We start from the raw sequence: 21,458 nt of genomic DNA on the forward strand, positions 1-21,458 counted from the left end.
TAGAATATCATTTATGACATTAATTCATCATTTTTGATGTTTTTTCATCTTATTCAATATTTTTCTTTAAATAAAAATTGCGTAATTATGCCTCAATAATATTTGCTCCACAGTAATTATGAAGAATAAAAAATCTAGAAAATTAGAAATTCATATAAACAAATACATCTCCGAAATTTCGAAGGAAATAACTTCAATCATAGAAGAGGAAAGAAAAATTCTTTTAAATGCTAGTCCTGGTAGTGGCAAGACCACATTCTTCGCCAACTTATGTATCAAGCATCTACAAGAAAAGAGACCAGGAAGAATTATATTTTGCAGTCCCTTTCTCATAATTCAAAGTCAATTTAAAACTACTATTGAAAAAAAAGGTCTCAAAGTTGATTTAGAGCTCAATCATACTAATAAAAGGAAGCATATTAATTCCAAAGACAGGATAATTACTTCAACCTTTAAAAGTCTTCGCAAAATTAATTCTGATTTAAGAAAGGATGATTTAATCATTATTGATGAAGCTCATTCTCTACTTTTCACATATGGAGCAGGAAAGAAAAGAGAATTTTTTAGTAAAACTGTTCAAGTACTTTTCAACACGAATGCTAAAGTCGTTTTAATGACAGGTACTCCCTATAGTGGGATTACAAAAATTCTGAACTTATTTGAAATAAAAGTACTGAAGGAAAACAAAAATGCCACAGTTAATATTCAATACACAAATGAAAGGGAAACTATGCTTGCTCTTTCATTCGCTCAGAACTGCCTAAAGAAATTTGGTAAGGATAGCCTTAATATAATCTATATTAAGAGTACAAGGAAATGTGAACTTATAAAAGATATTATTGAGAAATATTTGAATGTAAAAGCCTTTGTTTTAACTGCAAGTAAAAAAAGCAGTCAGGTTTATCATGAGTTAGAAACAAACTCAATAATTTCTGAAGGAATTACCTTTTTAATTACTACCAATGTGATAAGTACAGGGACTAATATACTTAATGACAATATTGGTAAAGCTTTAATGCTAAATGAATATAACCCTACTGAAATCAAACAATTTTCGAAAAGGTTTCGCAAAAAGTTAGATATTGAAATAGATGTACTCAATCATAAATATGGAACTTCTGATGAAGATATGAGTAATCTAAGAAAGGAAGTAAATAAAGAAAGATTACATCAACGAATGTTCTACGAACTCACCCTAGTTAATTTATTAATTAACACTGAGAAACATCAACCTTTTTTAGAAATTGACAGCGCCTATCACCCTGATAAAGTAGGTTCTCCTCGAAAATTAATAAATGATATTATTACAAGAATGGTCATTCAGGAAGCATACTTTGCTGACAAGATAGCTCAGACATATAATTCTGAGGAAGAGTTAGCGAATGCTCTTAACAGTTATGAAGATGTAATTAGTGTTACCACAAAATATTATACAGAGGACTATACTAATACAAATTTGGGTGAAAAAGAAATTGAAGATTTAAAAAATCAAGAACTAGAAAACTTTATTGATGACTTTATTATTCATCAAGAACTATTCTTAAAAACTGCCTATTGGTATGCTAAGAAGAATAAGATTACTACGTTATATTATAATCTCGAAACATACTTATTACCCGAAATTGAAACAAGACTGATAGGTATTCATGATATTGATAAAAAATTAAATGAAATTTTTATCCATACACGGTTTATAAAAGAAGTGTTAGAACCTCTTTTAGAAATAGATGAGTTCTTCAAGGATAGAGGCAAAAGCCTTCAATTCATTAAAGAGGTTAATACTAATAAAAGAAAACCTCATTTAATAGCATTTCACGTAATGGATTTAATTAAATCTATGTTCAGCTATGATTTTGAGGAAATTCCGAGTCTTCCACCAGAATTAAAACTGAAATCCTCAGTCAATAAATTTCTTTTACAAAGAGACCAAGAGTTAAGGTTAAAATTGGATTTGATTAAAGCCATTTATGACCAAATAGCCTGGTCAGAATATATAAATTATAATGACCTAAATGATTATCTAGTAAGGACATTTCAGCGAGAGGTCCCTTATAAAACTGAAGATATCCTTCTACAAGAAATAAGTATAGATGGCAATAATATGCCTATTAAATTTGAGAGAAATTTATTGATAGGAATATGTAACGGACTATTCTATTTACATAAAAAAGGTAAGAGAGAAACACACCCTGTTACTGGCAATAGACTATTAACTATTAGATTTCAGAAAGAACTACCCAATCCAGAAACTGCTATCAATCAGACACAAAAAGAAGAAAGGATTTCAATATTAAATGAATCTATTGTAAAAAGATATGACATTCCAACTCGTGAGCTTGGCAAAAGATTAAATCTCAACACAACAACTCGAATTTTTAACAATAAAAAGTTATATCTACATTCAATAACAGCAAATTCATATTATAAGATTTTAGAGAATTCCAACAATGAATTGGAAGAAGTGAAGTAAGGAATTCTGTTTAAAATCCGTTTCGGTTAAGTATTGTTTAAGTATAGTGGAAATTTATCTTAAAAACATTAATTCGCTATAATATTAATAAGAGATAAACTTCCACTTCGCTTACTTTAAACTTTATAACTTTTTGTTTGTTTGTATGAGGCATCTTTCAACCTGAAGGGTCATCTAATATCCTGAAATGACTATAGAAATATGCCCGCCCTTTTACAATAAATACAGTTTTAATATCAGCGGTAACTTTAACTGCATCCACTAGAACTCTTTCTCCCTCATTTAAATCCCCAATTGGATGTTTTACCATCACTTCAAATGGACAGAATAGTAGTTTTAATAGATTATTCCAGGTAACTATATATAATGTATTAGGCGAGCTATATTTCAATATTTCTGCTAACTGTTTCTCATTCATCTTACTCAAAAGAGCTATATAATTAATTATGGATAAACCAGTTCTCAGACTTGTTTTGCAGTGAATTAGCAAGGTTATTCGTTAATTCGTATGCATTTACACTCCGCTCAAAATTGTTGTCAATATATGAGCTCTTATTGGCTTCAGTAAACAAGTTATAAAGCCTCCACAGGTTAATAGAACCATCATCACTTCGTTTAAAGTTAGGACAGGTGTAATAGTTCTTGACTACATTATTTATCTGTCCATCATTTAAAGCCACAGGAAATAGTTTCTTCTGTTCAGATTTATCCATGAATTGAAACATTCTAAGTTTACCTATAAAATGAGCGAACTGTTTCTCAGTTAAATAATGCCTGCTCATTCTTTCCATCAATCCTAAATGATGCTCCCTATCGTATTGTTGCAACAAGCCTTCTACAGCATAAGAGAGTTGGTCTGTATTGGTTACTTTAATCTGGTCTGCTAGTCCATCTGTACTAATACAAAGGTTGGTGCATACCATATTTTTAAAGCCAATAAAGACCTTGAACTTCTCAGGACTTTTCTTACTAAATAGATTCTCCTGATTATATGCTCTTACACCACCAATAGTAAGTGCCAGATTATTGCCATTTATATTTTCTACAACAGCAGGTATTTCCATGACAAAGGCACATCTTTCATAATAGAGTGTTTTCTCATGCTCTTTCAGCTCTTTTGCAGGTTTACCTATTGCAGAGGGTATTCTTCCCTTTATCAAATGAGATGTTCTGATATTAGGTTCAGCAATATCAAATTCTGGAAATAAATCCTGAGCTATTTCCCTGGTCTTTTGTACAAATTGATAATGACTAATAGTGCTTTCATTATCCTTTGCGAATACAGGAATAATGCAATCTTTTCTTAAATGCTCTAAAGTCACATCTTTTGTATTAGCTTCAATAAAGCTTCTATTTGAGGTGGTAACTACCTCATTTTCATCCACTATATTTTTTTGTAGATGGTTATTTACGATTAATTCCATTTTCTGTAGTTTTTGGTTGTTCAACTTTATTTTCTTCAATTACTTGAGCGTTTGTATTTTCAATAACGCTTTTACGCTCCATAATAAGTGGATCCTTGGCTAAGGCAGGATATTTCTCATAGATATGTTTCAATCCATTCAGGTGATGGCACTTGGCAATCTCCTTCTTAACTTTATCTAAAGAGACACCTTCACTACACCAACTTTTCAACTTTTTACCTGTCGCTGGATTTATTACAAATTCAGGTTTATCCATAAATAAGCCTGTTCTGTCCTTTGAAGCTTTTACCAAATGATTATCATTGATAAATTCAAAATTTACTGTCAATTCATACTCCCAGCCTTCTCTCGTAATTTCTTTAGTACCCAATTTCATAACTTTTGTTTTACCATTCATATCACGGTCAAGAGAATAATCTACTTTTCTTCTAGTCGTGGCTATAACATGACATTTGGACTGTATTACCGAATCAATGAATTGATTATGTAAGGGTGTTATACGAGCCCAATCTTGAAATCTCCCTCCTAGTTTTTCATGCATCTCAAGACAGCCACCTTTTCCACTCCATTCGTGACTTATTGAATCTACTATTATGACTTCCATATTGGCTTCCTCACAAGTTTGAATAGCTTTTATATATCGCTCAGGTGAATATGGTTCCTCTAGGTTTAAAACATTAAACTCTCCTAAATGGGAATAAAGACTGGCTGAATTATTCTCTGTATCTATTACAGCAATCTTATTCCAGTTATTGGTAATTCCATAGGCTAATAACAAGGCAGACATGGTTTTACCGTAACCACTTGGACCACTAAGCCCTATCCTTAATTTTACTTGGCTTCTCTGAGCCTGTTGTAGTTTCATCATTATTTTTGATTAGAAGTTGTCATTAATCCATATACAATGAATCAACGCAACGATTAGACATAAAAAAAGAGAGCCCTGTTAAGAACTCTCTTTAATAATTTTGGTAATGGTATTACTTATATTACTTCTTCCTCAGCTATTATATTGTTTTCAATAGCATTCTCCTTACCTACTTCCTCCTCATTTTCTCCTTCTCCAATAAAGACATTTCTTTTTGAATACATTGCAACTTCCCCAGTTTGGGAATTAATCATTTCATAAGGTTCCACCTCTACTTTTTTTATTGTACCAGGTATCTCAGTACCCATTAAAGATTTACAGGTGTTTTCATCAAATGTACAAGAGACACGTGCAGTTTTAGCTGTAAAGTAAGTTTGACCAGTTTCTTTACTTTTAACTGCTTCTAGTCCACCTTGAACAATTAGAACATGAAATTTTTCTTCATCCTCATTCTCGAATGTTTTGTAATCTACGATTGTAACCATGGTTTTTTCAATTTATAAGATTATACGAGGACCATTCCCCTAGGGTCTAGAGGAGTTGGGGTTGAATTTTAGGTTTTCTCAATACAGAAATTACCTGAATTAAATAATTTGAAATTTAAACCAGAGGTTTGGAGGGGGGGTATCCCCCAAGCTAAGTAAAGCAGGGGGGTATTCTTTAGATTATTATGCACTTTCATAGAGAAAACTACAGAAATTTTTCAGAAAAAAAATTTAAGCAGGAGGCATTGTTTTGATTATAAACTCAGACATATTCAATTCTGTAAAAATAAAATTGGTTTGATTAAGTTCACTTTCATTGATTTCTCCATCTGATTCTAATAATTCTTCTATAATGCTGTAGAGTTCATATTTCTGGGATTTATCTAAATTCTTCAATAATTCAATTACACCAGATAAGCCTTCATTCTGAAGTAAGGTAAATTCATCTGTTAGCCCAAATTTCTCAACATACTTGTTTATTACTTTAAATTCTTCATCTTGAATTCCATTTGTTTCATCCTGGTCAGCTCCAGCTAGCACTATCAATAAACTAGCAATTCCTTCCTTTTTTTTATTAGATAGTTCATAAATACTGGAACTATGATTTTCTTTTCTAGTTGGTTGCTCAGCTTTAAAACTTTCCATTCTTTCAGGAGGTAAAACCTTATTCTTATGCTCTTCCACTATTTTATGCATCTCACTTATTACAGAAGATGCCATATCTCCTTGCTCAAATAGACTTAAATTTCTACAGTTGACAAAGCTTTTTTTATGGATAACCTCTTTTTGAAAATATTTATATTTCCAGGTGATATTTAATGTCCCTTGACTATATAAAAAGTTGATTATTTGATTTGCTCCTTCTTTATAAAGGTTACACTCCCTTTTGTCAATTAAGGTAATAGTCCCTGCATTATTAAACGCATATTCATTTAATCTACCAATGAGTACATGAAATTTTTCCCGTAGATTTCTCTCTTGTAATTCAACATTATCCTTTTGATAACTAACGGTCATTTTTACTATAAAAAAAATGGCGATTCCAGCCAGTATTATCCAAATCATATCTTTAATATTTATTTATAATTTTATTTTTTGCGGTATTAATTGCCCTGTCAAGCTGGTATTTATTAGTTTGCCAGAAGTTTAAATCATAATCATCCAAAATATTATTACTTAACCACTCTGCATGTTTATCCAATTCCTCTTTAAATGGAATCCCCTGAAGTGGCATACCTTTACTTGCCATTTCTTGTAAATGTGTTTCAGCAATGTTTCTGAAATCCCTTTCAGCTCTAGACCTTACGGTTACTAAAATTTCATTATACTGTTCCAGTCCTATTTGAACATTTCGCAAAGTTTTATCAACTCTTTCTTTTGTTTTCAGGTCACTTAGGAAATATGACCTCAAAGTCTCATCTTCAAAGTTGGATAAATACTTATCCTTACCATATTTCGTAAGCAAAGTGTATTTGCTTTTTTTATTATCTAAATAAAATAAGAGAACTTCTTTTGGATAGCTGTTTTCAATTCTAATTACAATGGAGTGAACTAGATATTTATAAGGCTTATAAGCTTCGTTGTTTTCAGGTACAATTTGATATCCTACGTAGAAATCTCCATAATTGGAAAATTTATACTCTACTTTTTTCCATTTAAATAAAAATCCATTAAGGTTATAAGTTGAGTTTAATTTTTCAATCTTAATTCCCCTACTTTCAGACCACTTCTCAAACATATCAGGAATTATGGAATCCATTTTATCCCAAAATGTGTGTACCCTAAACTTTTTTTCGTAGGAGACAGGGTGAGTCAAATATTCTGACTTGGCAAATGCGTATAATAATTTGTTTAGTTTTCTGGCATTCTTCTCTTTAATTTTTTTCGGATTGGGTTTGAAATAATTGGTTATTAGCTTCATTCATGATAGGTTTTGATTGGTTAAAATAAAAATAGGCAAATATGCCTATAAAATAAATTAGCAGCTCCACGAATTTTAACTCGTGGAATATTTAAATGAGAAAGATTTTTTAATAGCATTTGGTAAAAACCTCCGAAAGGTTAGAAAAGCCCAGGGTTTTACTCAAGCACAACTAGCCAATGATATTGGCGTAGAAATCTCTCAAATCAGTAGAATTGAAAGAGGGATAATAAATACATCAGTAGGGAATGTAAATGCTATCGCAAAGGCTTTAAAAGTAGATTTAAAAGACTTATTCCACCTAAATAATTAATTTACATATCCTTAAAGATATTATATTTTTCAAAATAAACCACCCAGCAATTTAACTGGGTGATTCTTAATTAAATTCCCTTATCCATTTTATCAGACAGCTTATCAATTTCAGAGATAACCTTTTCCTCTAAAATTTGTCCATAATGAGCCTGAGTAATTCCAATCCTGGAATGACCCAATAGTTTACTCACAATTTCCATTGGGACATCATTTAAAAGCAAAACAGTAGTTGCAAAAGTTTTTCTGGCTATATGATGAGTAAGATTAATTTTAATCTCGCATAAACCTGCTATTTCTTTTAAATAGGCATTAAAGTGAGCATTTGTTTTGGACGGTAATAATTTACCCTCCTTTAGCTTTCCCTTATACTTATTTAAGAGTTTCTGTGCTACAGGTAGAATAGGAACTGAAATAGATTTATCAGTTTTTTGGCGTTTCATTTTTATCCAATTTCTCCCATCCTTACCCACCACGATATGATGGCTTCTCAGGTTACTCATTTCCTTAAATGCTAATCCAGTATAGCAGCAGAATACAAAGCAGTCTCTAACTTCCTCTAATCGCTTATTACCTATCTCTTTTTCTTGTAGATGGATAAGCTCAGTTTTAGTCAGATAAACAACCTCTTTCTTTACAGCTTTAGGTTTATGCATCAGAAAGGGATTCTTGTTTAAGTAATCCTGAGCAACAGCAAAATTTATCATCTTTTTAAACCTTTGTAAGTTCTTATTGATGGTACTCTGTTGCATCTCTTTTTCAGTCCTAAGGTAATATTCAAAATCCTTGATAAACTGATATTTCAACTTATTAAGTTTAATATCACCTTGGTTATACTTCCATTTTATAAAAGCTTGAAGATGAGTTTTAGTATTTTCAAATTTCTGATAGGACACCTCTTTAATATCTTTTCCTATCAACTTTTTGTAATAGGTATTGTGCTCACTATAAGCTGATATAACTCCGAGCTCTTTTTTAGTTTCTTCACCTTTAAACTTTTTAAATAAATCATCTACATCAAAAGAATTCTGCTCAATTTGAAGCATTAAAAAAGCCTGACCAAGTTGTTGCTTAATCAGGCTCATTTGCTTATTCACAAAATCAGAATTTTCTGCTTTATCTAATACTTTCTGCTTCTCCTTATTCCAATAAGCTGGATTAATGAATAATCCAGTTGAGAACTGTTTCCTTGATTTCTCATAGGTTATTCTACACATAATAGGTGTTAAACCTGCCTTGTTGGTTTTTTGTTTAATTATTAAAAATAGAGTTTTCATAAATATTTAGTTATTAGTTAGTAATACATTTTTGTAAGGGGGTACCTTTTTATATTGGAGGGGGTACCTTATTTAGTACCTTTTTATATGTAAAATGAAGTGAAATTGGAGTGAATGAAGAAATTAACGGAAAGCCCTAAAAACAAAAAAGCCTTCTCCCGAAGAATCGGAAAAAAGCTTCTCATTGGCTAGCCCAGTATCCTAACAATTGTAGAAATCGCAGGCTAACTACACATCCCTGCTTCCAGGGACAAACAACACAACTAATCTTTAGTGCCAAAAAAAGCCCCCCATTTTGAGGAGCTTTCTTTTGCAATTTTGCGGTCTGGACGAGACTCGAACTCGCGACCCCCTGCGTGACAGGCAGGTATTCTAACCAACTGAACTACCAGACCGTTGCGTTATTGCGAGGGCAAATATACTACCCTTTTTAATTTCACCAAACCTTTTTTAATTTTTTTTCGCAGCCTAATTTTTGCGCTTATCCAAACTTTTGTTTTTCAACTAAATATGTGGTCAAAATTTGATCAAAATTTTTTCGAATATCTGCTTCTACGTATTTGATCTGGTATTTCGCGCACTGCATTTTAAGATCAGCAAGATAACTTTCCACAGCTTTTTTATAGTTTTCCCGAATATTATCTGAATATAGATCAACTTCCAGTCCTGTTTCCACGTCGGTAAAACGCCTGGGAGTATTCTCAAAATCAAATTCCAGCTCGCTTTTTCGATCCATAACATGGAAAAGAACCACTTCGTGCCGGTTATATTTCAAATGCCGTAGGGCTTCAAAAAGTTCTGATTCTTCTGCATCTGCCTGGAACATATCAGTAAACAGGAATACGAGTGATCTACGCTTGAGTTTCTCTGCGATCTGATGAAGATACGTATAGGTGTCGGTATTTTTTCCGGAGCCGCCAGCCTTCAAAATATCGTTCATTTTACTAATAAGCATCTGGTGATGACGCTCCCCGCCTCTTTCGGGTGCATAGTATTCAAATTCATTGCTGTAAACGCTCAATCCTACCGCATCTCGTTGCCTTTTCAGGATCTGCATCAGGCAGGCAGATGCCAGTACCGAAAAACCAATTTTATTCAGGTTTCCCAGTTGCTGCGACTTTAGTTTGGGATAATGCATGGAAGCCGAATTATCCAGAATGAGGTGGCAGCGCAAATTAGTCTCCTCTTCGTATCGGCGGGTATACAGCTTATCGGTTCGAGCGAAGAGTTTCCAGTCGATATGCCGCGTGCTTTCGCCGGAATTGTAGATCTTGTGTTCAGCAAATTCCGCAGAAAAGCCATGAAACGGACTTTTATGTATACCTGAAATGTAGCCTTCCACCACCTCCCTGGCCAGCAGATCAAGATGTAAAAAACCACCGGTATCCTGTATTTCCTTCTGAATATCCATTCCTGTGAAAGTAAGCATGTTTCAGAAATAAAAAAAGCCGGTAAAAACCGGCTTCATTTTAATTCTGTTCTTTTATCTTATAAAAGCTGATCTAAAGCTTCCGAATATGTTTGTTTTTGAGCAACTCCAACCTGGCGTCCAACCACTTCCCCGTTTTGAAAAACCAAAACAGTAGGAATGTTTCTCACACCATATTTTGCAGCAAATTCCTGGTTTGCATCTACATCCAGTTTTCCAACAACCGCTTTGCCTTCATATTCACTGCTCAGCTCGTCAATGATTGGCCCAACCATGCGGCAAGGTCCACACCATGCGGCCCAAAAATCAACCATTACCGGTTTATCGCTTTTTAATACTTTTTCTTCAAAGTTTGCATCAGTTATTTCAACAGCCATAATAGTATAATGTTATCTGGTTTTACTAATTTCTTTTAAGATTCGTAAAAGTAGTCAATAATATTCTGAAACCTTACAAGTGCCATATTTTATTTAATTATGAGCGTATTAGGAGTGTTTATGTGAGTGGCCCGCAGCCTTTTGCGGCTGCGGCCGGGCTTTTCGCGCTGCACGGCAGCTCGCTACAATCCCTGCCACCTTAATTCAGTTTATAGAGGAATTGCTCTTTTTCCAACATTTCCAGTAATTCCTGGGAGATCTTGATTTTATGCTTTCTACTGGGCATATGCAACTTCACCTGCTCCTTCATTTCGTAGACCACAAAATTCAAACGATGCTCCCCTTTATGCGTTCTGAAAGTATCTTCCAGCCATTCGATCTTTTCATTTTCCAGGTCAGAAATATTGAGCTGTATGGTAAGTTTTTTGGCATACTTCTCCATTACGTCATGCAGCAAGTTCATCTCTCGGAACTGGATCCTCGGCTCTCCCCTACTGCCGGTGTCCTTGTTCACCCAGCCCTCTTTCACAAAGAACTTCATGTGTACGAAATTATTCGGCACCAGGAAATGTTTCAGTCGTAGATATTCCTCACCAAAAATCTTGAACTCATACGAATCGTCATAATCTTCCATCATAAAGATCGCCCAGCCTTTTCCGTTTTTAGAAACTTTATGCTGCACATCGCTAACCACTGCACCGAGCGTCAAATCCCGATTCACAATATTTTCCAGCTGCCGCAGGTCTGAAAGTTTCGCGGAGCAGAAATAGTTCATCTCGATCTTGAAATCATCCAACGGGTGCCCGGAAATATAGATGCCCACGACCTCTTTTTCACGCCGCAGTTTTTCCATCGTTCCCCAGCTGTCACAGGGCGGCACTTCAGGCTCAGGAATCTGGACCTCACTGGCTTCACCAAACAGACTCACCTGCGAAGAATTCTCATTTTCCTGGAATTTTTGAGCGTATTTCACCACTTTTTCCAGGAAACTCATTCCGCTGCCGTCATCATGGAAATACTGTGCGCGGTGGGTTCCGCCGAAACCGTCGAAGCCGCCAGCAAGCGCAAGGTTTTCAAAAGCCTTTTTATTGGCTGCTCTCAAATCGATACGTTTTGCCATATCAAAAATGGAACGATAAGGTCCTTCCTTGGTCTTTCGATTTTCCACAATAGTAGCTACTGCGCCCGCACCAACTCCTTTTATCGCCCCCATTCCAAAACGGATGGCATTATTTTTATTTACAGAGAACTTGTAATACGATTCGTTAACATCTGGCCCCAAAACATTCAATTTCATGCGCTTGCACTCCTCCATGAAAAAGGTAACCTGCTTAATGTCATTCATATTATTAGAAAGCACGGCCGCCATATATTCGGCAGGATAATGCGCTTTTAGATAGGCTGTCTGGTAGGCGATCCAGGCGTAACAGGTTGAATGCGACTTGTTAAAAGCATACGAAGCAAAAGCTTCCCAGTCTTTCCAGATCTTTTCCAGCACCTCTTCCGGATGTCCCTTTTCTTTTCCGCCGTCAATAAATTTCGGTTTTAACTGTGCGAGTAAGGCTGCGATCTTTTTTCCCATCGCCTTCCGAAGCATATCAGCTTCACCTTTCGTAAAACCGGCCAGCTTTTGAGAAAGCAACATCACCTGCTCCTGGTAAACCGTAATTCCGTAAGTTTCTTCCAGATATTCCTGCATTTCCGGCAGGTCATAAGAAATCTCCTCATCCCCGTGTTTCCGCGCAATGAAACTTGGAATATATTCCATCGGCCCTGGACGATACAAGGCGTTCATCGCAATGAGATCATCAAAAACCGTTGGTTTTAGTGCCTGCATGTGCTTCTGCATCCCGGGAGATTCGTACTGGAAGATCCCAATGGTTTCTCCCCGCTGGAACAATTTGTAGGTTTCCTCATCATCAAGCGGAAAATTATCAGGGTCCAGCTCAATTCCGTGGCGCCCTTTCACGATCTTTACCGTGTCCTTAATTAAGGTCAGCGTTTTAAGACCCAAAAAGTCCATTTTCAGCAGTCCTGCACTTTCAACAACCGAGTTATCGAATTGCGTAACATATAGATCGGAGTCTTTCGCTACCGAAACCGGAACATAATCAGTAATATCCCCGGGGGTAATGATCACTCCACAAGCGTGGATTCCCGTATTCCTAACCGATCCTTCCAGCACACGCGCCTGGTTTACCGTTTCTGCTTCCAGGTCATCCCCTTCGGAAATATTTAAAAGTTCGTTGATCTTTTCTACCTCATCGCCGCGGAACTTGCTTCGGATGGCCTTGTCGTCCATTCCGAAGATTTTAGCCAGTTTGGTGTTGGGGATGAGCTTGGCAATCCTGTCAGCCTCCATCAACGGAAGGTCCAGTACCCTGGCAGTATCACGTATAGAGGATTTCGCAGCCATGGTTCCGTAGGTAATGATCTGGGCTACCTGGTTGGCACCGTATTTATCGATCACATATTCCATTACCCTGCTTCGTCCTTCATCATCAAAATCAATATCAATATCAGGCATGCTCACACGATCCGGATTCAGGAAACGCTCAAACAGGAGGTCGTACTTGATAGGATCAATATTAGTGATACCCAGGCAATAAGCCACGGCAGAACCTGCAGCCGATCCACGACCCGGACCTACCGAAACGCCCATATCTCTAGCCGCCCTGATAAAATCTTCCACAATCAGGAAGTAACCGGGATAACCCGTATTTTCAATTACTGATAATTCGAAATTGAGTCGTTCTTCAATATCGGGAGTGATCTCGGGATATCGTTGGCGCGCGCCTTCAAAAGTAATATGCTTTAAATAGGCATTTTCGCCGCGCTTACCGCCATCAACCAGATCTTCTTCATGCTGGAACTGCTCCGGAATGGTAAATTTTGGCAGCAGTACATCACGGGCCAGTTCAAATGGTTCAATTTTATCAACTACTTCCTGGATATTGGTAATCGCTTCCGGAAGATCCTTAAAAAGGCTCTTCATCTCATTCCCACTCTTGAAATAGTATTCCTGGTTTGGCAAACCATAGCGGTAACCCCTACCTCGGCCAATAGGCGTGGCTTGCTTCTCGCCGTCTTTCACACACAGTAAAATGTCATGCGCATTGGCATCTTCCTGTTTCCAGTAGTAGGTATTATTGGTCGCTACGATTTTTACTGCATGTTTTTTGGCAAATTCGATCAAAACAGGGTTTACCCTGTCTTCGTCTTCCTGCCCGTGACGCATCAATTCTATATAAAGGTCGTCCCCAAACTGTTCTTTCCACCAGATCAGGGCTTCTTCGGCCTGATTTTCCCCAACGTTCAGGATCTTGCTTGGTACTTCCCCGTAGAGGTTTCCCGTCAAAACAATAATATCTTCCTTATATCTTTGAATAACATCCCTGTCAATTCGCGGGACGTAATAAAACCCATCGGTATAGGCCAGGGAAGACATTTTCGCCAGGTTGTGATAACCTCTTTTGTTTTTGGCCAGCATTACGATCTGGTAACCGTTGTCTTTCCGGGTTTTATCGGTATGATTTTCACAAACGAAGAATTCGCAACCCACAATTGGCTTGATAGGTTGCTTTAAAGCTTCGCCGTTTTCTTCAGCAGTTGCATTATGCTCTTTGATTTTTCCGTTGTAAACTCCAACTTCCTTTACAAAATGAAAGGCGCCCATCATATTGGCATGATCCGTAAGGGCTACGGCATTCATGTCTTCTTCAGCTGCGGCGGCTACCAGGTCTGGAATGCTGATGGTAGACTGCAAAACAGAAAACTGGGAATGGTTATGAAGGTGCGCGAATGGCACTTCGTCCAGTTTCTCGAGGTTTTCCTGAATTTCCTCATGAGAAATTTCATCAGAAGGCTGCTGTTTGGCCAGTTTTTTCCTGATCTCATCGGAAGCTTTTTTAAGGTTGATATGTTTTAAACCGATAAGTTTGACCGGCTGCGGGTTCTCTTCAGAAAAATTCTGAAAATAATCTGCCGGCACATCCAACTCCTCGATAGTATAGATCCGTCTCCTGATAAGTTCCAGGAAACACCGAGTGGTTGCCTCCACATCGGCGGTCGCATTATGCGCCTCGGCGAAAGCCTCTTCAAACAGGAATTCATGTAGCTCGGTAAGCGTTGGTAATTTGAATTTACCACCGCGACCACCGGGAATCTTGCATAGATCGGCAGTCACCTCCGTACAGGTATCAAGAACAGGCAATTCCTGAAGGTTGTTTTCAAAATCTTCCCGAATGAATTCCGCACCCATAATATTCACGTCAAAACCTACATTTTGACCCACTACGAATTTTGATTTTCCCAGGGCCGTACGGAATTTCTCCAGAACCTCGCGAAGCGGTACACCCTGTTCCCTGGCCAGCTCTGTACTAATACCGTGAATCCTTTCTGAGTCATACGGAATATCAAAACCCTCTGGCTGCACCAGGTAATCCTGATGTTCCACCAGCCTGCCCATTTCATCGTGTAACTGCCAGGCGATCTGTATGCATCGCGGCCAGTTCTCCGAATCGGTCAAAGGGGCGTCCCAACGCTTGGGAAGTCCGGTGGTTTCGGTATCAAAAATGAGGTACATCCTGTTGTATTTTAGCCTGTTAGAGAAGTTGAGAAAATGGTTTTTGCTTAAAAACCATCCGGGCTAAAATAAGGAAGTTTGCTCGTGAATGAAAAGATTGTTTTCAGGAATTATTAACCATAAAAAAAACCTCACAGGACTCCGTAAAGGAAATCCTGTGAGGTCTGATACGAACACTAAAACTACTACTACTTCAATCAAACATTGCTCGCATCATTGCTACTTCATTTCAGTATCTGGTCTTTGGGGACGGTGTGCCCGAAAAGAAGTTCTACATTTCTATCAGGCCTGACGCTCTAAAGTTTTCACTTCATTAAGCGAGGCTACGATCGCATTTTTCTGCTTCATTAAGATATTGCCGGTAGAAGCTGGAATATTGGAATCTTTTAAAATATCCTCGTATTCTTCTACAGCCGCTTTTTCGCCACGAACTGTTTCTTCCAATACCGCCTCATCTTTATCATTGGACAGGCTAGCTTTCAGGTTCATCCAGGAACGGTGTGCATCTCCGGCAAGACTGCTTCCTTTATCTGGATTCTCCCCAAAGTTTCGAATTTCAGATTTCAATTCGTGACCAAAATCATATCGTTCCTGCGCCCTTTCAGTAAAAAAAGCTTTTAAACGCTCATTTTTCACTTTTTGAGCAGCGAGTTTATATCCTTTCTCTGCATCATAATTCTTTTCTAATAGCTCGTTCAACTTATTAGAAACTTCTTCTGAATAACTCATAACTTTCTTTTTTTGCAATTTTCTTATGGTAAAGATACACTCCTGTACACGCCCCAACAACCTATTTAACAGGGTTTAGCACTAATTAACTGCTTTTAACAGGCGGCCGCGTTTTTATGAAAAATTCCTCCCAAATTCTGTAAATTGAATCCGTTCATCACCGCTATTCTTTTTCAGAAATTAAAACAAAGCAGGAAAGTCTTGAAAATTAGAAATTTGTAGTATCTTTGCACACCTTATTAATAACCGGGGTCGAGAACCCCAAAATTTAATTTTTATGCCAGTAAAAATCAGATTACAAAGACACGGTAAAAAAGGAAAACCTTTTTACTGGATTGTCGCCGCAGATTCACGCGCAAAGAGAGATGGTAAATTCCTTGAAAAACTAGGGATCTACAATCCAAACACCAATCCTGCAACTATTGAATTAGATGTAGACGGTGCTGTACAGTGGCTACAGAATGGTGCACAACCAACTGATACCGCTCGTGCAATCCTTTCTTACAAAGGAGCTTTATTGAAAAAACACCTAGCAGTTGGTGTTCGTAAAGGCGCTTTGACAGAAGAGCAGGCTGAAGAAAAATTCCAGGCCTGGTTAGATGAAAAAGAAGGTAAGATTGGAGCCAAAAAAGAATCTGTAGAAAAAGCTAAAGAAGAGCAGAAAGCTCAAGCTCTTGAAGCTGAAAAAGAAGTGAACGCGAAGCGTGAGGCTGAAGCTCAGGAAGCTGCTGCCGAAGCTGCTGAAGCTGAAAGAGAAGCAGAAGCTACCGATGAAGCCACTGTAGAAAGTGCTGAAGAGGAAGTAGGAGCTGCTACTGCAGAAGAAGCTAAAACTGAAGAAAAGAAAGACGCTTAATTCAGTCTGGTAACGATGACTAAGGAAGAATGTTTCTATCTTGGAAAAATCGTAGCCAAATTCAGCTTCAAAGGCGAGGTATTGATCAAACTTGATACCGACGAGCCTGAAACTTACACAGAAATGGAATCAGTGTTCATTGACTACAATGATAATCTGGTTCCATTTTTTATTGATGCCTCCTCACTTCATAAAAGCACCCTGCTTCGAGTGAAATTTGAAGACATCGACACTGAGGAGGATGCCGAAGACCTGATCGGAGCTGAACTCTACCTCCCATTGTCTTTCTTGCCGGAACTGGATGAAGACCAGTTCTATTTCCACGAGATCATTGGCTTTGAAGTGATCGACGCCTCCCACGGGAACATTGGCGAAGTCATCTCGGTAAACGATACCACGGCGCAGCCACTGTTCGAAATAAAAAATGGAGACAAAGAAATTCTTGTCCCCATGAATGATGATTTTATTGAGAAAATCGATAAAAAAAATCAGAAGATCTATCTTCAGACCCCTGAAGGATTGATCGACCTGTATCTTTCTTAAGCCATCGCTTCTTTCCACCCGAAGGCTTCTAAAATTGGTTCACAAACCACCCTTCCTTTTACAATATTCACCCCTTTCATTAAGGAATCGTCATCCCTACATGCCTTTTCCCAACCTTCATCAGCCAGTTTTAGCACGTAAGGCAAGGTCACATTCGTTAATGCCACGGTCGAAGTATGCGGTACTGCTCCAGGCATATTGGCCACGCAGTAATGCACCACATCGTCAATTATATAAGCAGGATCTTCATGAGTGGTTGGTCTTGTAGTTTCAAAGCAACCACCCTGATCTACTGCCACATCAACGATTACCGCTCCCGGCTGCATTTCCTTCAGCATATCGCGGGTGATCAGTTTTGGCGCTTTCGCACCGGTGATCAATACTCCGCCGATAATCAGGTCACTGGTCTTAATATGTTTCCTGATGTTGTATTCATTCGAAAATTCGGTCACCACATGACTCGGCATTACATCATTGACATATCGCAGCTTATTCATATTCACATCAAGAATAGTCACCTGAGCACCTAAGCCCGCCGCCATTTTTGCCGCCTGTATTCCAACAGTTCCCGCACCAATAACCAGAACCTTTCCAGGTCTTACCCCCGGAACTCCGCCTAAAAGCAAACCTTTACCTTTCACGGGTTTTTCAAGGTATTTTGCTCCCTGCTGGATCGCCATTCTTCCAGCCACTTCACTCATAGGGGTTAATAGCGGTAGTGTACCATCTTTATCTTCCACCGTCTCGTAAGCAATACAAACCGATTTGGTTTTCATCATCGCCTCTGTAAGACGCTTATCAGATGCAAAATGGAAAAAAGTGAAGACCACCTGGTCTTCTTTGATCAACTCGTATTCCTGCTGAATGGGTTCTTTCACTTTCACGATCATCTGTGCCTGGTCATAAACCCGGTCGATGGTTGGAAGAATCTTCGCACCAGCCACATAGTAATCTTCATCATCAAAGCCGCTGCCCTCACCGGCGGTTGACTGCACATAGACTTCGTGCCCGCGTTTGGTAAGTTCCAGAACTCCGGCAGGGGTCATCCCTACCCTGTTCTCATTGTTTTTGATCTCTTTTGGAATCCCGATTTTCATAGTGAAAGAATTTAGATTCCGAAAAATATAAAATAGAAACAAAACAAGGGGTTAAAAACTAAAAAAAGTTGTTTTCAACCCCTTGTTAATTATTTTTTAAGGGGGTCAAACTACAATATTGACGATTTTACCCGGAACAACTATTACTTTTTTAGGGGTTGATCCTTCAAGTTGATTTTTTGTTCTTTCGTCATCAAGGATCGCTTTTTCGATTTCATCTTTACTCATATCCAGCGGCAATTCCATCGTAAAACGCATTTTTCCATTGAAGGAAACAGGATAATTTTTCTTGCTCTCCACCAGAAATTTTTCATCAAAAACAGGATATTCCGCAAAAACAACCGATTCGGTGTTCCCTAATTTTGAATATAGTTCTTCCGCGATATGTGGAGCATAAGGTGCGATCAAAATAGCCAACGGCTCCAATACTTCACGACTGCTGCATTTTTGAGCGGTTAGCTCATTCACACAGATCATAAAAGTGGAAACCGATGTATTAAAGCTGAAATTCTCAATATCCTCAGTTACCTTTTTGATCGTTTTATGCAATGTCTTTAAAGAATCGGCCGAAGCTTTTTCATCAGAAACTGAAAATTCGTCTCCGTTATGATATAATTTCCAAAGCTTCTTCAGAAAATTATGAACTCCCGTGATCCCGGCGGTATTCCATGGTTTCGCCTGTTCCAGCGGACCAAGGAACATCTCGTACATTCTCAAGGTATCTGCGCCATAATCCTCACAAATATCATCTGGATTCACCACATTGTATTTGGACTTGGACATTTTTTCGACTTCTCTGCCAACTACATATTTACCATCTTCGGTCAGAAATTTAGCATCCTGAAATTCAGGTCGCCAATTTTTAAAACCTTCTATATCCAGTTCATCTGAAGAATTTACCAAAGAAACATCGGCATGGATAGGCTGCACACTATTACCATTAATCTGATTTTTGGAAACGAAGACATTCTCACCTTCCAGCCTGTAAACAAACGCTGAAGTTCCCAAAATCATCCCCTGGTTGATCAGTTTTTTAAATGGTTCTTCCACCGTTAAATATCCGCGGTCATGCAAAAACTTTGTCCAGAATCGAGAATACAGTAAGTGGCCAGTGGCGTGCTCGCTTCCTCCAATATACAGATCAACATTCTCCCAGTATTTCTGCGCTTCTTCAGAAACAAATTCACCGTCGTTATGAGGATCCATATATCTGAACAAATACCAGCTACTTCCAGCCCATCCCGGCATGGTATTCAGCTCTAGTGGAAAAATAGTTTGATGATCGATCTTATCATTCGAAACCACCTCGTGATTTTCGGTATCCCAGGCCCAGTCAGTTGCATTTCCCAGTGGCGGCTCTCCAGTCTCGGTAGGCAGGTATTTTTCCACTTCCGGAAGACGCAACGGCAAATGCTCCAATTCGATCATTTGCGGCATTCCGTTCACATAATAAACCGGGAACGGTTCACCCCAATATCGCTGGCGACTGAAAACCGCATCGCGCAACCTGTAATTTGTCTTTCCGTAACCCTGACCAGTCTTTTCCAGTTCCAGGATCACTTTATTTAAAGCTTCTTTGTATTCGAGTCCGCTAAGAAAATCGGAATTCGCGATCACCGTTCCTTCTTTCCCGGCATGTGCCTCTTCTGAAATATCGGCGTTTTTGAAGATATTATGAATCGGCAGATCGAAATGCTTTGCAAAGTCGTAATCACGCTGGTCCCCACAAGGAACTGCCATCACGGCTCCTGTTCCGTATCCCGCCAAAACATAATCCCCGATCCAGATCGGTACCGGTTCTTTGGTAAAAGGATGTTCGGCATAAGCACCGGTGAATACTCCGGAGATAGTCTTTACATCGGCCATTCGGTCGCGCTCACTTCGTTTGGCGGTCGCTTCAATATATGCTTCGACTTCCGCCTTTTGTTCTTCGGAAGTTATTTTTTTAACTAAATCATGTTCCGGAGCAAGCGTCATAAAAGTCACTCCGAAGATGGTATCTGGGCGGGTCGTGAAAACCTCAAATTTCTCCTCGGTATTCATGATCTTGAATTCCACCTGCGCTCCAACCGATTTCCCGATCCAGTTACGCTGACTTTCCTTCAGACTCTCGGTCCAATCAATTTTATTTAAATCCTGAAGCAGTCTTTCAGCAAAAGCCGAAATTCTCATGCTCCACTGAGTCATTTTTTTCCTAATAACAGGATAACCTCCACGCTCCGAAACACCATTTACGATCTCATCATTTGCCAGAACTGTTCCCAATTGCGGACACCAGTTCACTTCGGTTTCCGCTAAATAGGTCAGGCGATATTTCAATAAAATGCGCTGCTTTTCTTCTTCAGAAAAACCATTCCAGTCTGACGCTGAAAATTCTTCGATATCATCATCGCAGGCAGCATTCACACGGCTATTTCCTTCCGCAGCAAACAGTTCAATAAGTTCAGAAATTGGCCTGGACTTCTCAGCTTCCTGGTCGTACCAGCTTTCAAAAAGCTGAATAAAGATCCACTGCGTCCATTTATAATATTCTGGATTACTGGTACGCACCTCCCGACTCCAGTCAAAAGAAAAACCAATCTTATCCAGCTGCTCGCGATAGCGATTGATATTCTTCTCGGTCGTCAAAGCCGGATGCTGACCCGTCTGGATCGCATACTGCTCTGCAGGAAGACCAAAACTGTCATAGCCCTGCGGATGCAACACATTGAAGCCTTTATGGCGCTTGAAACGGGCATAGATGTCACTGGCGATATACCCAAGCGGGTGACCCACGTGAAGACCAGCTCCCGAAGGATACGGAAACATGTCCAGCACGTAATATTTTGGTTTATCAGAACTGTTCGAAGCCTGGAAAGTCTGGTTTTCGGCCCAGTATTTCTGCCATTTCTCCTCGATCTTATTGAAATCGTATCTCATTTTATTTTTAGTCTTAAGCAATTGGCGTCATTGCGAGCGAAGCGTAGCAATCTCTAAAAATCGGGATTGCTTAAGTCATGATCCCTCCTTCGCAATGACAACGTAGCCTGATTAGAACTTGCCTGCAAAAATACAATTTTAAACCACTTAGAAAGAATGATTCAGC

At 38.4% G+C, this 21,458-nt stretch carries 17 protein-coding genes and 1 tRNA gene; 4 read left to right on the forward strand and 14 right to left on the reverse strand.

Annotated features, from left to right (window positions below; translation table 11 throughout):
- Positions 1–118: 118 nt before the first annotated feature.
- Positions 119–2,470 (forward strand): DEAD/DEAH box helicase family protein, encoded by a 2,352-nt coding sequence (locus tag GRFL_RS05585; RefSeq protein WP_083643676.1) that lies wholly within the window; start codon positions 119–121, stop codon positions 2,468–2,470.
- 157 nt (positions 2,471–2,627) lie between these two features.
- On the opposite strand, the gene GRFL_RS05590 is transcribed toward GRFL_RS05585, so the two are convergent.
- The 6 genes from GRFL_RS05590 to GRFL_RS05615 form a co-directional block, all read right to left on the reverse strand.
- Positions 2,628–2,888, reverse strand: coding sequence for a hypothetical protein (locus GRFL_RS05590; RefSeq protein ID WP_083643677.1), 261 nt, complete (start codon positions 2,886–2,888; stop codon positions 2,628–2,630).
- Between the two features lie 22 nt (positions 2,889–2,910).
- On the reverse strand, positions 2,911–3,894 hold the full coding sequence (locus tag GRFL_RS05595; RefSeq protein ID WP_083645975.1) for a DUF3871 family protein: 984 nt from the start codon (positions 3,892–3,894) through the stop codon (positions 2,911–2,913).
- Positions 3,875–4,762 carry an AAA family ATPase gene (locus GRFL_RS05600; protein ID WP_236995887.1) on the reverse strand — a complete coding sequence of 296 codons (888 nt, stop codon included), beginning with the start codon at positions 4,760–4,762 and terminating at the stop codon, positions 3,875–3,877. Before GRFL_RS05600 ends, GRFL_RS05595 begins: the two co-directional genes overlap by 20 nt.
- Positions 4,763–4,878: 116 nt before the next feature.
- On the reverse strand, positions 4,879–5,247 hold the full coding sequence (locus tag GRFL_RS05605) for a hypothetical protein (RefSeq protein ID WP_083643678.1): 369 nt from the start codon (positions 5,245–5,247) through the stop codon (positions 4,879–4,881).
- 231 nt (positions 5,248–5,478) lie between these two features.
- Complete coding sequence (locus GRFL_RS05610; RefSeq protein ID WP_083643679.1) at positions 5,479–6,312, reverse strand: hypothetical protein; 834 nt, start codon at positions 6,310–6,312, stop codon at positions 5,479–5,481.
- Positions 6,313–6,316: 4 nt separating this feature from the next.
- Positions 6,317–7,168: a hypothetical protein gene (locus GRFL_RS05615; RefSeq protein WP_083643680.1), complete on the reverse strand. Its 852-nt coding sequence runs from the start codon at positions 7,166–7,168 to the stop codon at positions 6,317–6,319.
- An 82-nt stretch (positions 7,169–7,250) separates the two neighbouring features.
- On the opposite strand from GRFL_RS05615, the gene GRFL_RS05620 reads away from it, so the two are divergent.
- Positions 7,251–7,481, forward strand: coding sequence for a helix-turn-helix domain-containing protein (locus tag GRFL_RS05620; protein WP_083643681.1), 231 nt, complete (start codon positions 7,251–7,253; stop codon positions 7,479–7,481).
- Positions 7,482–7,551: 70 nt separating this feature from the next.
- Here the strand turns inward: GRFL_RS05620 and GRFL_RS05625 are convergent, their stop codons facing one another.
- The 6 genes from GRFL_RS05625 to GRFL_RS05650 all read right to left on the reverse strand — a co-directional run bounded on the left by GRFL_RS05625 (position 7,552) and on the right by GRFL_RS05650 (position 15,877).
- Positions 7,552–8,757 (reverse strand): site-specific integrase, encoded by a 1,206-nt coding sequence (locus GRFL_RS05625; protein ID WP_083643682.1) that lies wholly within the window; start codon positions 8,755–8,757, stop codon positions 7,552–7,554.
- 321 nt (positions 8,758–9,078) lie between these two features.
- Positions 9,079–9,152 (reverse strand) — tRNA-Asp (locus GRFL_RS05630).
- 86 nt (positions 9,153–9,238) lie between these two features.
- On the reverse strand, positions 9,239–10,168 hold the full coding sequence (locus GRFL_RS05635) for a DUF58 domain-containing protein (protein WP_083645976.1): 930 nt from the start codon (positions 10,166–10,168) through the stop codon (positions 9,239–9,241).
- A 77-nt stretch (positions 10,169–10,245) separates the two neighbouring features.
- A complete protein-coding gene (gene trxA / locus GRFL_RS05640) occupies positions 10,246–10,563 on the reverse strand; it encodes a thioredoxin (RefSeq protein WP_083643683.1) in 318 nt (105 codons plus the stop codon).
- Positions 10,564–10,762: 199 nt separating this feature from the next.
- Positions 10,763–15,148: a DNA polymerase III subunit alpha gene (gene dnaE, locus GRFL_RS05645; protein ID WP_083643684.1), complete on the reverse strand. Its 4,386-nt coding sequence runs from the start codon at positions 15,146–15,148 to the stop codon at positions 10,763–10,765.
- Between the two features lie 282 nt (positions 15,149–15,430).
- Positions 15,431–15,877 carry a ferritin-like domain-containing protein gene (locus tag GRFL_RS05650; protein WP_083643685.1) on the reverse strand — a complete coding sequence of 149 codons (447 nt, stop codon included), beginning with the start codon at positions 15,875–15,877 and terminating at the stop codon, positions 15,431–15,433.
- A 277-nt stretch (positions 15,878–16,154) separates the two neighbouring features.
- Here GRFL_RS05650 and GRFL_RS05655 point away from each other — a divergent pair, with 277 nt between their 5' ends.
- Both GRFL_RS05655 and rimM read left to right on the forward strand, forming a co-directional pair.
- Positions 16,155–16,733, forward strand: a complete 579-nt coding sequence (locus tag GRFL_RS05655) for a 30S ribosomal protein S16 (protein ID WP_083643686.1) — start codon at positions 16,155–16,157, stop codon at positions 16,731–16,733.
- A 15-nt stretch (positions 16,734–16,748) separates the two neighbouring features.
- Positions 16,749–17,276 (forward strand): ribosome maturation factor RimM, encoded by a 528-nt coding sequence (gene rimM / locus GRFL_RS05660; RefSeq protein WP_083643687.1) that lies wholly within the window; start codon positions 16,749–16,751, stop codon positions 17,274–17,276.
- Here rimM and ald read toward each other — a convergent pair.
- Positions 17,273–18,373, reverse strand: a complete 1,101-nt coding sequence (ald, locus tag GRFL_RS05665) for an alanine dehydrogenase (RefSeq protein WP_083643688.1) — start codon at positions 18,371–18,373, stop codon at positions 17,273–17,275. The genes rimM and ald overlap by 4 nt on opposite strands.
- A 105-nt stretch (positions 18,374–18,478) precedes the next feature.
- A complete protein-coding gene (gene leuS / locus GRFL_RS05670) occupies positions 18,479–21,292 on the reverse strand; it encodes a leucine--tRNA ligase (RefSeq protein ID WP_083643689.1) in 2,814 nt (937 codons plus the stop codon).
- Positions 21,293–21,458 lie beyond the last annotated feature (166 nt).

Source organism: Christiangramia flava JLT2011, assembly GCF_001951155.1.
GTDB classification, from domain to species: Bacteria; Bacteroidota; Bacteroidia; order Flavobacteriales; family Flavobacteriaceae; genus Christiangramia; species Christiangramia flava.